This is a genomic window from Halorubrum sp. Atlit-26R (assembly GCF_003666015.1).
Classification (GTDB): domain Archaea; phylum Halobacteriota; class Halobacteria; order Halobacteriales; family Haloferacaceae; genus Halorubrum.
This window is the reverse complement of the sequence record NZ_QPLT01000001.1, coordinates 20,352-32,628: the sequence shown is the minus strand read 5'-3', so window position 1 is coordinate 32,628 and position 12,277 is coordinate 20,352. Positions and strand designations below refer to the sequence as shown.

The following is a 12,277-nucleotide window of genomic DNA, read 5'->3' as shown; positions in this document are numbered from 1 at the left end:
TTAGAGAACACCGAGTACTCAGGGGCACGGAAGGACAGCAGCCTCAGGCCAAATCAGTCAGCGACTGCTGTTCGTACACGTCGGGGTCGGCGGGAGGCGCGTCCCGGACCTCGGGGTAATACTCCCGGATCTGATTCGCCAGCTCCTCGCCCAGCCGGACTGGAACCGCGTTGCCGATCTGTTTCATCACGTCGGTCTTCGTCCCCTCGAAGACGAACTCGTCGGGGAACGTCTGGAGCCGCGCCATCTCGCGGGGCGTGAGGTAGCGGTCCTCGGTCGGGTGGATGAAGACGTTGGTGCTCACCGTCAGCGACGGCTCCTCGGGGTCAAGCCGGCGGAGGTACGTCCCGTAGCGCTTGACGATCTCCGGCTCGTGGGGGCAGGTGTCGGTGTCCTCGCAGTCGCACTGGTACTTCTTCGTCTTCAGCCGGTCGGGGAGGTCGCGGTAATAGCCGCCCGGCGGGACGTGGCGGATGCGTTCGAGCGTCTTCTCGCCGGTGTCCGCGTACGTCATGTTCGGCAGGTCGTCGGTCGCGTCCGCGAGCGCCTCGCCCGCGGTGCGCCACTGGCCCTCGGGCGTGGTCGGCTCCGGGAAGCGGATCGGCACGTCGCGGTCGGTGCCGATGAAGAAGATCCGGCGGCGCTTCTGGGGGACGCCGTACTGCTCGGCCTCCAGCACCCGGTACTCGCACTTGTAGCCGTGCGCCGCGAACTCGTCGACGATGAGGTCCTTCACGTACCGGTCGTCGCTGGTCTGTCTGTTGATCAGGTCGCGGACGTTCTCCATCAACACCAACTGCGGCTCCAGCACCGAGACGACCCGGAGGAACTCCTCGAACAGCGTGTTCCGGCGGTCCTTCTCCATCTCGTCGAGCTCGATCTGCTCGTTGTTGAGGCGGCTGAACCCCTGACAGGGGGGCCCGCCGATCACCACGTCGACGCCGTCGGGGTCGTAGCCGGCGCCCGCGACGGCCTCGCGGATCGCCGGGGCGTCGAGCTCGCGGACGTCGCCGTCGAGGAACTCGGTGTCGTCGAAGTTCCGGCGGTACGTCTCGGCGGCCGGCTCCCATTGGTCGCTCCCGAGCGCGACGTCGAAGCCGGCGCGCTCGAAGCCTAAGTCGAGGCCGCCGCAGCCGGAGAAGAAGCCGGCGACGACCGGCGCGTCGGCGTCGTCGCTCGCGGCGCGCGAGCCGCCCGCGTCGCTCGCGTCCTCGGACTCGGAGCCAGCGTCGCCGTCAGCGCCCACCGACACCACCTCGCCCGACCGCGGGCGCGCGTACTCGGTCCATTCGTGACCGGCTTCGCCGCGGGCGCATAAAAACGTCACACCTCGGGTTGCGGGGCGAGCGAGCGGAAACCGATCGGCGCGCCGCCTTTCGAAATCCTTTTGTCTCGAATCGGCGTTGATGCGAGTGCGAGCCGCCTTAGCTCAGACTGGGAGAGCACTCGACTGAAGATCGAGCTGTCCCCCGTTCAAATCGGGGAGGCGGCATATTCTGAACCCGCGAGCGACAGCGAGCGGGTGAAGAAACGACGCCGACCCGATTTGAGCAGACGAGTCGCGAGCCCGAGCGGAGCGAGGGCGAGCGTCTCGGCGAGTTCAAATCGGGGAGGCGGCATGTATTTTCCACGCGGTCTACATTCGTGAGCGTCGACTGGACTGAGACGCCGGTCACTGATTCGGCCCTAACGGCGACGCACACTCGCGACAGTAAACGAATCCGGCCGCGTTTTCGGCGCCGCACTGCGGACAGGTCGAGGGCGTCGCTCCGCCGGCCTCCGGGTCCGCCGGGTCGCGGTCGTAGACGGGGTCCTCGGTGTATCGCTCGATCTCGTCCTCGCGCCGCTTGCGACTGCGCTCGCGCCCCTCGCGGAAGATCGCGACGAGGGCCCGAGCCCCGACCCCCAGCGCGACGAGCAGCAGCGCGCCGATCGCGACGAGGTAGGCCGTGCCGACGTCGAGCATGAGGGCTACTACGCGCCGGAGACGTAGATACTGTGGGGTGCCAACACGGAACGCGAGAGACGGGGGATCCCGGCGGACGAGCCTCGGTCCCGGGCGATCGACCGCGGCTCACTCGTCGCCGACGAAGACGGTCGCGAGCCGGTCGCCGCAGTGCGGGCAGTTCAGCGTCTGCCACGTGCCGGGGTCGAGGTCGCCGAACGGCTCGGAGCGGCGGGCGTCCGCGACGGCGACGCTCGCGCCGCACGTCTCGCAGTCGTAGGTGTCCTCGGAGTCGGCCATCGTCGGGGGTACGGACTCGGCGCCGAAACCGACTTCGCCGCGCGGCGCCACCCGTTCACATGAGCCGGTTCGCGGCGGTCGCGTTCGACCTCGACGACACGCTGTGCCGCCACGACCACGACGTGGATGCCCTCTATCGACGGGCCTTCGAACGGGCGGGCGTCGAGCCGTTCGGCGAGCCCGACGAGCTGTGGCCCCTCCTCGACGGCCCGCCGGACCCGAACGACCGGGTGGGCTACCTCGGCGCGGGGTTCGCGCGGCTGGCGGCCCAGCACGGCCGGGACGTCGACCCCGTCGCCCTCGCGGCGGCGTTCGAGGCGGTCGCGGACGAGTCGCGGGTGGCGTACCTGCCGGGCGCGCTCGGCGCGCTGGCGGCCGCGGCGGCGGCGGGCCCCGTGGGCGTGCTCACGAACGGCCCCGAGGAACGCCAGCGGGCGAAGATCGAGGCGCTCGGGCTGGCCGACCGGGTCGACGCGATCGTGTACGCCGGCGACCTCCCGCGCCGGAAGCCCCACGCGGAGCCGTTCGAGCGGCTGGCGGCGGCGCTGTCAGTCGACCCGCGCGAGATGCTGTACGTCGGGAACTCACTGGCGTACGACGTCGCCGGCGCGCACAACGCCGGCCTCCGGTCCGCGTGGCTCCGGGCGGACCCCGACGACGCGGCGGCCCCGTATCGCCCGGACTACGTCCTCGACTCGCTGGGCGAGGTCGCCGCGCTGCTGAGAGCGGGGTGCGGGCCCGCCGGGGAGACCGAGAGCGGTCCCGCGACCGAGACGGAGGGAGACGGGTGAGCGACGCGGTCCGCGAGCGGGCCCTCGCGGCGACGCGGCCGGGCGCGACGCCCGTGAGCGTCGAACCGCTGCGGCGAGGGAACCGCAAGCGGACGGAAGTGGTGCGGTTCGATGCCGCCGCGCCGGTCGTCGTCCAGTACTCGGAGACGCCGGGGGCGACCCGGACGGAGGCGGCGCTGCTTTCGGCGATCGACGCGCGGACCGACGTGCCCGTCCCCCGGCCCCTCGGCGCGGGCACCGCCGACGGCACCGGGTGGCTGGTCACGCCGCTGGTCGAGGGGCGCGACCTCCACGAGGCGTTCGTCGAACTCGACCCGGCGGAGCGGCGCGGCGTCGCCCGCGCGTTCGGTCGGTTCCTCGCGACGCTCCACGAGGCGTTCCGGTTCTCCGGGTGCGGGCCGTTGACGATCGAGGAAGCGGCGAGCGACGGAGCGACGACCGAGGAAACGGGAAGCGACGGAGCGACGACCGGGGAAACGGGAAGCGACAGGGGGGCGACGGACGAGGCGACCGGGTCGGAGTCGGTCCGCGGACGCGACCCGTCGCTGTCCGTCAGCGACCCCGTCGACGCCGCGGAGTGGGTGCGGCGGTTCGGCGGGCGGCACGCGGCGCGGCTCCCGGCCGACTTCGACGACCTCCGCGAGCGGATCCGCGACGCGCTCCGCGGACCGATCGAGGGCGACGGCGAGCCGCGGCTGTTCCCGTGGGACTTCCGCCCCGGCAACGCCCTCGTCGCGGACGGCGCGGTGACGGCCGTCCTCGACTGGGAGGCGCCGCTGGCCGCTCCGCGGGGCGTGTCGGTCGCGAAAGCGGAGCACCTGGTCGCCGACTGGTACGTGCCGGCGAGCGAGGCCGAGTCGCTCCGGCGGTCGTTCCGCGACGGCTACGAGTCGGTCGCCCCGCTCCCCCCGAACGAGCGCGCACATCGCGCGGCCGCCGTCGCGAGCGCGGTCGTCGACAGCGGGGGGACGGTGACGAACCCGCGGTACCCGCCGGTCGCCCGCGACGCGGCAGTTGCGTTCCACCGAGCGGCGCTCCGGCGGGCGCTCGACGGGACCGGCGGGTGAGCGGAGAGGAAAAGATGAGCGGAGAGGTAAGGGTGAGGCGTCGCGGCGGCCGGTCAGTACAGCGCGGTCGCCGCGAGGATGCCCGCGGTCTGCCCGGCGCCGACGAGTGCGATTCCCGCGACGGTACCGGTCTGAGAGCCCGCGAGCGCGGCGACGGCCGCGCCCGCGACCGAACACGCGGCGGCGACGTGGTGGACGGTCGAGCGCGGGACCGTCGGGTCGCGCAGGCCCGTGTAGACGAACGCGGGCGCGGGCAGCAGCATCCAGCCGTAGAAGGCGACGGCGAGGAGCGCGTCGGCCGGGACTGCGCCCGCGAGCGCCGGCACGGTCCCGTCGCGCGCGAGGAACCCGACGACGCCCGCGAGCGTGACCGGCGTGCCCGCGAGGATGGCCAGCTTCCACGCGCGGAGGACGCCCGACGCCATGTCGCGCCACGAGGCGACGACGAAGGCGACGAGCAGGACGCTCATGACGACGTGGGCGACGAACAGCGCGTGCGAAGAGACGACGCCGAGGACCGCTCCGGCGGCGACGCCCCAGGCTGCCGGGACCAACAGCGCGGGACCGTTCTCGCGGAGCGTTAAGCCGGGGCCGCCCGCTCGGTGCGCGTGAGACACACGCGTCGCTTTCGCGGCCGGAACCATAAACGTCGGCGTCGGACGGGACGAGAGGGAACTCGACGGAGCGACTAAGATCTCGGCTCGAATCCGTCGTGCGGTCAGTTGTCTCCCATGAGACTGGTGCTTTTCGAAGACAAGCGTTCGTCGAGCGTCGTGGTAACTGTACACTCGCAATTCTTATCCCCGGTCGGGGTCTCTCTATGAACGCAATGGCGACCGGAAAGGTTGATTTCTTCAACGACACTGGCGGCTACGGATTTATTGAGACTGACGACGCGGACGACGACGTGTTCTTCCACATGGAAGACGTCGGCGGCCCGGACCTCGAAGAGGGCCAGGAGCTCGAGTTCGACATCGAGTCCTCCGAGAAGGGCCCCCGCGCGACCAACGTCGTTCGGCAGTAAGCCGATCCGAGAAGGTGGGTCGGTCCGGCTGACGCCGAACGCGACTCTGACACACGGTACCAAACGTTTTCGTCCGCGTCGCGGGCTCACGTCCGCCGCGGCCGTATTTTATTCCCGACCAGCGCGCCGCTCGTCGCGCGTGCGCCGTCGGTCTACAGAAAGTCGGCGAGAGCGTCGCGTCCGCGCTCAGATGTGCTGTCCGAAGAGCCCGCGGCCCTTCGTCACCTCGGCGTCGCCCTCGACTTTCGTCTGACAGGCGAGGCGGACGTCGTGGTTCGGGTGGTGGGGCGGGAGCCAGAGGCGGGCGCGCTCTTTCTTGCTCGGCTCGCTCACCTCGCCGTCGACCTGGACCGCACAGGAGCCGCACGATCCGGCGCCGCGGCAGTTGAGCTGCTCCATCTTGCCGTTGTAGACGGAGAGACCGGCCTCCTTGAGCACGTCGCGGAGGTTGGCGCCCTTCTCGCACTCGATTTCCTCGCCCTTGTAGGATACGGTAGGCATGTGGGTACACGGTACGCGAGCGATCCACAAAGAGTCTGTGTCCGCGGCGCGCGGCGCGAAACCGAGCGCGGCGACGGCGTCGTCCCGCGATACCGGTCGTGTGCCGAGCGTCGGACGCCGACGGGGCGTTTTTTACCCTCGGCACCGCAGGGTGGCACAATGGGACTCAGGTGTCTGCTCGGACACGACTTCGGCGAACCCGAACTCCAGCGGGAGCGCGAGGAGGACGGCGACGAGGTCGTCACGACCGTCAAGGAGGTGAAGACCTGCGCTCGCTGCGGCGAGACGCAGATCGTCAGCGAAAACACCGAGGTGACGACGATGGAGCAGCTCGCGGACGAGGCCGCAGCGAACGCGGCCGGCGGGAGCGACGCGGGCGCGGCCGCGACGCCGGAAGGCGGCAGCGGGCCGGCCCCCACCGAAGGCTCGACGCCGGGCGCGGCGCCGGGGACCGTCGACGCGGACGACGCCGCGAGCGGCACGGGAGGGCTGACCCTCGACGAGGAGCCCGGAGCCGGGAGCGACGACGCGGTGATCCTCGACGACGACGCGGACGACGCGGGCGACGAGGCGCCCGAAACGGCCGCCGGAGCGTCCCCGGAAGGGAGCGACGCGCCGGCGAGCGCGTCGGAGCGCCCCGACGCCGCGGGCGGGTCGGACGCGGCGGGCGGACCGGACCCGGCGGACGAGGACGCGGAGCTGTTGGACTCGGGCGAGGAGTCGGCGTCGGCCTCGTCCGCCTCCGGCGCGGCGTCCCCGACGGACGCCGCGCCGGAATCGGTGGAGAGCGACGAGACCGACGCGGAGAGCGACGACGGCGTGATACTCGACGAGGAGGAGGAGTCGGCCGACGACAGGGAGCGCGGCGCGTGGCCCGAGGTTGACGAGGACGACGCCGACGGCGACGGGTCGACCGCCTGGCCCGACCACGGCGGCGAGGACGAGGGGTTCAGCGCGGAGGTCGGCGAGGGCGGCGACGCCGGCGTCGAGTTCGGCGGCGGGCTCACCCCGGAGGCCGCGGACCGGCAGGAGGAGGAAGGCGGGGAGGGGACGGAGTACGTCGAGGCCCCCGACGACGCGGAGAGCGTCGCGTTCGACGCCGGCGACGAGGGCGAGACGGGCATCACCCGCGGCGAGAGCCCCGAGCTGGAGACGATAGGAGACGACGGGCCGACGGAGTACTACTGTCCCGAGTGCGGGATGGTCCGGGCCGCGGACGGGAGCTCGATGCGCGCGGGCGACATCTGTCCCGAGTGCAAGCGCGGGTACGTCGACGAGCGGCCGCGGTAGTCGAGCGTAAAAAGGCGCCGCGTTCCCGGTCGAACGGGGCCAGCGACCGTGACGAAACTGGTTTACGCCGGCCTGTCGAACGGTCGCGGCATGAAGGAGTACAAGATGCGCCGCGGCGAGCATCTGGACGACCGCATGCCGGACCTGAAGGGTTCCATCGAGGAGTACTTCGGCGAGGTCACGGGCACCGAGGAGTGGCAGGGCCACGAACTGTACGTCGTCGCGGACCCCGAGAACCCCGTCTTCGAGCGAATCGTCGCGGGCGCCGCCGAGTACGGGAGCAAGAAGGACAAGCTCGCGGTCCACTTCGAGGAGCGCCCCGCCGAGGACGTCATCGCCGAAGGTAACGCCGACGCCGCCGCGGACGCCGTCGACGCGAAAAACGAGTTCCTCTTAGAAGCGACCGGCCGCGACGCGAAGTCCCGCCGCGACTCGCTGAAGCGCGAAGTCGAGGACGACGCGCCCGACTACTGATCGGATCCGCCACCGTTTTGCCGCCGTGAGCCGCTCTCGGAGCCGATAGTCTCTCGGTCGACCGAACGCCGAGGAGCGACTGCTCGCGCCCCGCGAGAGTGTCAGGATCGATCGATAAAATATTTATTCAGATTTGAGTTAATACTCCGCCAGAGTTAAATTGGTCGGAGGCGAAAGGCGTGTATGAGCATCGAAACGGTCGTGTTAGCGGTCGGCAGCGAAGACGAGAAACGGACCGAGCGGCTCGCGGAGGAGATCATCGCGCTCGCCGAGCCGGCGGACGCCGAGGTCGTGTTGACCCACGTGTTCGGCGAGGAGGAGTTCGACGAGACTCGCGCGAAGTTGGGCTTCGACCCGGACAGCGAGAACTCGACGCCCGACGAGGTCGCGGAGCGACACCGGACCACCCGAGATCTCTCGAAGGCGCTGTCGGCGGCCGGGGTGCGGCACTCCGTCCGCGGCGCGGTCGGCGACCTCGCGGACGAGGTCGTCGAGACCGCCGAGGGACTTCAGGCCGACCGCGTCGTCGTCGGCGGCCGCCGCCGCTCGCCGACCGGGAAGGCCGTCTTCGGCAGCGCGGCGCAGGAGGTCATGCTCTCGTCGCCGTGTCCGGTGACGTTCGTCCGCGAGACCGCCTCGTAACGCGATTTCGCTGAAACGGCTCGGTTCTTTACCACCGCTCGACCGCCCGAAGCGTCCCGCTTAAGTGAGACGGGTCCGCGCTTACACCCGATGTACTACGTGGGCGTCGATCTCGGGGCGACGAACGTCCGAGCGGTCGTCGGCGACGAGACCGCGGCGGTCCTCGGCTCTGCGTCGCGAGGCACCCCGCGGGGACCGAACGGCATCGCCGTCACGGAGGCCGTCTTGGAGGTGGTCCGGGGAGCCTGTACCGACGCGGGAATCGCGCCGAGCGAGGCGGTCGCGGCCGGGATCGGCTCGATCGGCCCGCTCGACCTCGCGGAAGGGGTCGTCCAGGGGCCGGCGAACCTCCCGGACACCGTCGAGCGCATTCCGCTCGTCGGGCCGGTCGGTCGGCTACTCGACACCGACGAGGTGTACCTTCACAACGACACCATCGCGGGCGTCATCGGCGAGCGATTCCACTCCGAGCGGAACCCCGACGACATGGTGTACCTCACCATCTCCTCGGGGATCGGCGCGGGGGTCGCCGTCGACGGCAACGTACTCTCGGGGTGGGACGGCAACGCCGGCGAGGTCGGCCACATGACCGTCGACCCGCACGGGTTCATGACTTGCGGGTGCGGGCTCGACGGCCACTGGGAGGGGTACTGCTCCGGGAACAACATCCCGAAGTACGCCCGCGAGCTGTACGAGGAGGACCCGATCGAGACGAGCCTCCCGATCGAGGACCCCGACTTCTCCGCGGTCGACGTGTTCGAGGCCGCGGGCGAGGACACCTTCGCCGACCACGTGATCGACCAGGTCGCCCACTGGAACGCCATGGGGATCGCCAACGTCATCCACGCGTACGCCCCGCTCGTCGTGAGCGTCGGGGGCGCGGTCGCGCTCAACAACCCCGACCGCGTCCTCGACCCGATCCGCGAGAAGCTCCCGGAGATGGTGTTCATCAACGTCCCGGAGGTGCGGCTCACCGACCTCGGCGACGACGTGGTGGTGAAAGGCGCCCTCGCGAGCGCGCTGACGGGCGGCACCGGCGACCGCTCGCGCGTCGAGAAGGCCCCCTGACGGCGGAATACAGAACCGGGAGCGGGTCGGTCTCTACTGCTCGAACTCGTCGAGCTCCGGCTCGACGTCCTCGCCCACCGCGTCGCGCGTGTCGAGGTACGCGTCGCGGTACCGCCAGATCTTCCGGAGGAGGACGTACCCGAACGCGCCCTGGAAGACCACGACGAAGCCGAACAGCGCGACGACCTGCGGGAGGCCGAGCAGCTGCGAGGCGACGCCCGTCACCGGACCGACGAGCGTGTTGTACAGCGCGTGGATCGCCGCCGCGAGGACGAGCCCCTTGACGATGATGGGGCCGCGATTTCCGGGGTTGAACTTGGCGAGCCCGAGGTAGTAGCCCGCGAACGCCGAGTAGACGACGTGGCCGGGGCCGGCGAGCGCCCGGAGCGCGGCGATGCCGTCGCCGGCGCCGAGCGCCGCGATCCCGACCGTCAGCTCCGCCATGTCGACGTTCTGCGCGATGTACACGAAGTTCTCGATGACGACGAAGCCGAGCCCCGCGATGGCGCCGTAGACGGCGCCGTCGATGACGGCGTCGAACCGGGCGTCGGTGTACGCGTACAGCCGCACCGCGAGCAGCTTCACGGACTCCTCTATCGGGCCCACGACGACGAAGAAGAACACGACGAGCCCGAGGAAGCCGAACGGTCGGAAGTACGGCTGGAGCACGCTGTTCAGTATCGCCGCGAACGTCGCCGTGAGGATCGAGAGCAGGAACGTCGCCACGAGCAGCGACAGCGGTTCGGCGGTCGTCACGTCCGAGACGTACACATATGCGGCGAGGCCGAGCGCGGGCACGGCGGAGAGGCCGAGGAGGATCGCGATGGCCGGGTCGAAGACGAGCCCCAGCCCGAACGATCCGAGGATCGCGAGGAGCCCGAGGAAGGCGACGAAGACGACGCCGGCCTTCGCCGAGCGCGTGAGTAGCCAGTACAGCGCGACCGACAGCCCGTCGAGGGAGGTCCGTTCCTCCCAGGTCGCGACGTCGTAGAGGTCGCGGTCGTCGTCGGCCCGGGACGCGATCGGGTCCTCGTCGGATGGCATGGGTCCCGTTTGCTCCCCGGGTGACTTAATTAATGGGCGGCGTCCGAGCGGCGCCCGGCGGTAAGCGGGCGCCCTCGGCGCAGCCGACAGCGTTGAAACGGCGGCGCCCGAAGGCGGGGTATGCACTTCGATCCACGGGTCCAGCGCGCCCTCCGAGAGGCCGGGCTGGACGCGGACGCCGTCGCCGACGCCTCGGACCGCGTCGCCGAGCTCGTCGCCCGCGACGCCGACCGCCTCCGAGCGTTCTTCGGCGCGGACGGTCCCTACTACTCGAACATGGAGATGGCCCACAGCGCCTCGGAGACGCAGGAACACGCGACCGCCGACGTCGACCTGTTCACCCACGGGAGCGACCTCCGCGGCTACCTTTCCCTCGACGGGTGGGGCGTTCCGGTCGAGGGCGGACGGATCCTCAGCGAGGACGACGGCGGCGACCCGGTCGTCGTCGAGCTCTCGCTCGGCGATACGGTGAACGACCGGGTGCGGTTCGCGCGCGAGCGCGGGGACCTCTGAGGATGGCCCGAGCCCGCGTCCGCGGCATCTACGCGACGGCGCTCACCGCGCGCCTGCTCGACGCCGGCCACGAGGTCGTCGACGCCTCGCCGCCGATCCGTCGGCGCTTCGACGCCGCGTTCGGAACCGACCCGCCGGAGGTCCGGATCGAGACGAGCGGCGACCGACAGGGGGTCGGCGCGCACGGCGACCCAGACGCGCTCGGCGCAGTCCGGGACCTCCTCACCGACGCCGGCCGCGACGCGCTCGCGTGGGCGGACCCGACGCCGCCCGGCGCGGTCCTCGACGGGAAAGTGACGGAGACGCTCGGCGGCGGCGCGGTGGTACGGCTCCGCACCGCCGACGATACCGCCGAGGGGTACCTCCCGTACGGGAGCGTCGAGGACCGGGTGGAGACGGGGGACCGGGTCCGGGTTCAGGTGCGCGAGTCGGCGGCGCCGTGGACGGATCGGCGCCCGGAACTCGCCGGGGAGCTGCGGGTCGGCGGCGATCTCGTCGCGCTCGAACCGGGCTCCGGGACGCGGGTCGACGTGCGGGACGACGAGGCCGCCCGCGAGCTGTCGGGGATGCTCGACCTGCTCGACCTCGACCCGCCGGACGGGTGGCGCGCGGTGTGGCGGCCGGCCGCGGTCGACGCCGACACCGAGGCGCTGACCGCGGGGCTCGACGCGGCGGTCGACGCCGCCGAGGAGCTGCGCGCGGCGGTCGCGACGGAGGACCGGCGGGAGTCCGGGCTCGGCGTGCTCGACGATTCGAGCCGGCTCCGCGACGCGCCGGTCGCCGCGCCGAACGCCGGCTTCTGGGTCTGGCTCGGTCGCGAGAGCCGGTTCGGGCTCGACGACGCGCGCCGGACCGCGACCGCGACGATGCCGGGCCACCACCGCGTGAAGGCGGGCGCCGCGGACGCCTCGGCCGGCGTCGACCTCGCGGAGGCGCTCTGCGAGCCCGCCGCCGACGCCGAGTTCCCGTTCGCGGTCGTGACCGATGCGTTCGGCCCGAGCGAGGGCGACGCGCTCCGAATCGACCACGGGAAGCCGGACGGCCGGCTGATCACCCTCGGCGAGGGGACCGTGACGGGAATCGACTCCGACGGGACCGTTGCCGTCGAGCGGGAGATGACCGGCGGCGGGACCTACGATGGGCTCGGCGTCGACCGGAAGGCGGGCGACGTCGCCGAGACGAGCCTGAAGGAGGGTCGGTGGTGGTACCCGACGACGTACCGCGGCCGCGACGGGACCGTCCGCGGGACGTACGTCAACGTCTGTACGCCCGTCGAGGTGTTCCCCGACGCCGCCCGGTACGTGGACCTCCACGTCGACGTGGTGAAGCGGCCGGACGGGGAGGTCGAGCGCGTCGACGACGACGAACTCGACGCGGCGGTCGCGGCCGGAACGGTCCCCGAGCCGCTGGCGGAGAAGGCTCGAAGCGTCGCGTCCGCGCTGGAGAACGCGCTGTAGGGCCGATCCGCGGACTACGGGACGCCCGCCGGGGGCCGTCGACTCGGTCGTTTCGAAATTCAATCACTTCGATTCGTTACAATAGCATTATTATTCATCGTATACACGGCCTTGACGGAATGAGTGAAAAACGATCACAGCAATCGTTCGACGGATCGACG

General features: G+C 71.2%; 15 protein-coding genes and 1 tRNA gene. 10 read left to right on the top strand and 6 right to left on the bottom strand.

The annotated features are described in order from the left end of the window. Positions 1-43: 43 nt before the first annotated feature. The gene (locus tag DVK07_RS00165) at positions 44-1,246 is read right to left on the bottom strand and encodes a DNA cytosine methyltransferase (protein WP_121595561.1); all 1,203 of its coding nucleotides are present in this window, start codon (positions 1,244-1,246) and stop codon (positions 44-46) included. Between the two features lie 172 nt (positions 1,247-1,418). On the opposite strand from DVK07_RS00165, the gene DVK07_RS00160 reads away from it, so the two are divergent. Further along, a tRNA-Phe gene (locus DVK07_RS00160) sits at positions 1,419-1,492 on the top strand. A gap of 180 nt (positions 1,493-1,672) precedes the next feature. Here DVK07_RS00160 and DVK07_RS00155 read toward each other — a convergent pair. Beyond that, complete coding sequence (locus DVK07_RS00155) at positions 1,673-1,966, bottom strand: zinc ribbon domain-containing protein (RefSeq protein ID WP_121595163.1); 294 nt, start codon at positions 1,964-1,966, stop codon at positions 1,673-1,675. A gap of 108 nt (positions 1,967-2,074) precedes the next feature. Continuing rightward, entirely contained in the window at positions 2,075-2,245 is a 171-nt protein-coding gene (locus tag DVK07_RS23160) for a hypothetical protein (RefSeq protein ID WP_199719378.1), read from the bottom strand. A gap of 59 nt (positions 2,246-2,304) precedes the next feature. Between DVK07_RS23160 and DVK07_RS00150 the strand changes: the two genes are divergently transcribed. After that, on the top strand, positions 2,305-3,036 hold the full coding sequence (locus tag DVK07_RS00150; RefSeq protein ID WP_121595162.1) for an HAD family hydrolase: 732 nt from the start codon (positions 2,305-2,307) through the stop codon (positions 3,034-3,036). Further along, positions 3,033-4,103, top strand: coding sequence for a phosphotransferase family protein (locus DVK07_RS00145; RefSeq protein WP_121595161.1), 1,071 nt, complete (start codon positions 3,033-3,035; stop codon positions 4,101-4,103). The genes DVK07_RS00150 and DVK07_RS00145 overlap by 4 nt, the downstream gene beginning before the upstream one ends. 53 nt (positions 4,104-4,156) lie before the next feature. Here DVK07_RS00145 and DVK07_RS00140 read toward each other — a convergent pair whose 3' ends face one another. Next, positions 4,157-4,747, bottom strand: a complete 591-nt coding sequence (locus DVK07_RS00140) for a hypothetical protein (protein ID WP_121595160.1) — start codon at positions 4,745-4,747, stop codon at positions 4,157-4,159. Positions 4,748-4,932: 185 nt separating this feature from the next. On the opposite strand from DVK07_RS00140, the gene DVK07_RS00135 reads away from it, so the two are divergent. After that, positions 4,933-5,127 (top strand): cold-shock protein, encoded by a 195-nt coding sequence (locus DVK07_RS00135; protein ID WP_004599158.1) that lies wholly within the window; start codon positions 4,933-4,935, stop codon positions 5,125-5,127. A gap of 186 nt (positions 5,128-5,313) precedes the next feature. Here the strand turns inward: DVK07_RS00135 and DVK07_RS00130 are convergent, their stop codons facing one another. Next, positions 5,314-5,628, bottom strand: a complete 315-nt coding sequence (locus tag DVK07_RS00130; RefSeq protein WP_121595159.1) for a 2Fe-2S iron-sulfur cluster-binding protein — start codon at positions 5,626-5,628, stop codon at positions 5,314-5,316. Between the two features lie 159 nt (positions 5,629-5,787). Here DVK07_RS00130 and DVK07_RS00125 point away from each other — a divergent pair, with 159 nt between their 5' ends. The 4 genes from DVK07_RS00125 to DVK07_RS00110 all read left to right on the top strand — a co-directional run bounded on the left by DVK07_RS00125 (position 5,788) and on the right by DVK07_RS00110 (position 9,102). Then, positions 5,788-6,918: a hypothetical protein gene (locus DVK07_RS00125; protein WP_121595158.1), complete on the top strand. Its 1,131-nt coding sequence runs from the start codon at positions 5,788-5,790 to the stop codon at positions 6,916-6,918. 90 nt (positions 6,919-7,008) lie between these two features. Further along, positions 7,009-7,392: a DUF5611 family protein gene (locus DVK07_RS00120; RefSeq protein ID WP_121595157.1), complete on the top strand. Its 384-nt coding sequence runs from the start codon at positions 7,009-7,011 to the stop codon at positions 7,390-7,392. A 183-nt stretch (positions 7,393-7,575) separates the two neighbouring features. Beyond that, positions 7,576-8,034, top strand: coding sequence for a universal stress protein (locus DVK07_RS00115; protein ID WP_121595156.1), 459 nt, complete (start codon positions 7,576-7,578; stop codon positions 8,032-8,034). Between the two features lie 90 nt (positions 8,035-8,124). Next, positions 8,125-9,102, top strand: coding sequence for an ROK family protein (locus tag DVK07_RS00110; protein ID WP_121595155.1), 978 nt, complete (start codon positions 8,125-8,127; stop codon positions 9,100-9,102). 33 nt (positions 9,103-9,135) lie between these two features. Here DVK07_RS00110 and DVK07_RS00105 read toward each other — a convergent pair whose 3' ends face one another. After that, a complete protein-coding gene (locus DVK07_RS00105) occupies positions 9,136-10,146 on the bottom strand; it encodes a PrsW family intramembrane metalloprotease (RefSeq protein ID WP_121595154.1) in 1,011 nt (336 codons plus the stop codon). A gap of 120 nt (positions 10,147-10,266) precedes the next feature. Between DVK07_RS00105 and DVK07_RS00100 the strand changes: the two genes are divergently transcribed. Beyond that, positions 10,267-10,659 (top strand): hypothetical protein, encoded by a 393-nt coding sequence (locus tag DVK07_RS00100; RefSeq protein WP_121595153.1) that lies wholly within the window; start codon positions 10,267-10,269, stop codon positions 10,657-10,659. A gap of 2 nt (positions 10,660-10,661) precedes the next feature. Next, positions 10,662-12,116: a DUF402 domain-containing protein gene (locus DVK07_RS00095; protein ID WP_121595152.1), complete on the top strand. Its 1,455-nt coding sequence runs from the start codon at positions 10,662-10,664 to the stop codon at positions 12,114-12,116. Positions 12,117-12,277: the final 161 nt, after the last annotated feature.

What these genes read in the sequence shown, in the direction of transcription:
- DVK07_RS23160 (WP_199719378.1), bottom strand. Translation starts at nt 2,245, where the DNA reads ATGGCCGACTCCGAGGACACCTACGACTGCGAGACGTGCGGCGCGAGC.
- DVK07_RS00155 (WP_121595163.1), bottom strand. Translation starts at nt 1,966, where the DNA reads ATGCTCGACGTCGGCACGGCCTACCTCGTCGCGATCGGCGCGCTGCTG.
- DVK07_RS00135 (WP_004599158.1), top strand. Translation starts at nt 4,933, where the DNA reads ATGGCGACCGGAAAGGTTGATTTCTTCAACGACACTGGCGGCTACGGA.
- DVK07_RS00105 (WP_121595154.1), bottom strand. Translation starts at nt 10,146, where the DNA reads ATGCCATCCGACGAGGACCCGATCGCGTCCCGGGCCGACGACGACCGC.
- DVK07_RS00115 (WP_121595156.1), top strand. Translation starts at nt 7,576, where the DNA reads ATGAGCATCGAAACGGTCGTGTTAGCGGTCGGCAGCGAAGACGAGAAA.
- DVK07_RS00095 (WP_121595152.1), top strand. Translation starts at nt 10,662, where the DNA reads ATGGCCCGAGCCCGCGTCCGCGGCATCTACGCGACGGCGCTCACCGCG.
- DVK07_RS00120 (WP_121595157.1), top strand. Translation starts at nt 7,009, where the DNA reads ATGAAGGAGTACAAGATGCGCCGCGGCGAGCATCTGGACGACCGCATG.
- DVK07_RS00100 (WP_121595153.1), top strand. Translation starts at nt 10,267, where the DNA reads ATGCACTTCGATCCACGGGTCCAGCGCGCCCTCCGAGAGGCCGGGCTG.
- DVK07_RS00140 (WP_121595160.1), bottom strand. Translation starts at nt 4,747, where the DNA reads ATGGTTCCGGCCGCGAAAGCGACGCGTGTGTCTCACGCGCACCGAGCG.
- DVK07_RS00150 (WP_121595162.1), top strand. Translation starts at nt 2,305, where the DNA reads ATGAGCCGGTTCGCGGCGGTCGCGTTCGACCTCGACGACACGCTGTGC.
- DVK07_RS00110 (WP_121595155.1), top strand. Translation starts at nt 8,125, where the DNA reads ATGTACTACGTGGGCGTCGATCTCGGGGCGACGAACGTCCGAGCGGTC.
- DVK07_RS00130 (WP_121595159.1), bottom strand. Translation starts at nt 5,628, where the DNA reads ATGCCTACCGTATCCTACAAGGGCGAGGAAATCGAGTGCGAGAAGGGC.
- DVK07_RS00125 (WP_121595158.1), top strand. Translation starts at nt 5,788, where the DNA reads ATGGGACTCAGGTGTCTGCTCGGACACGACTTCGGCGAACCCGAACTC.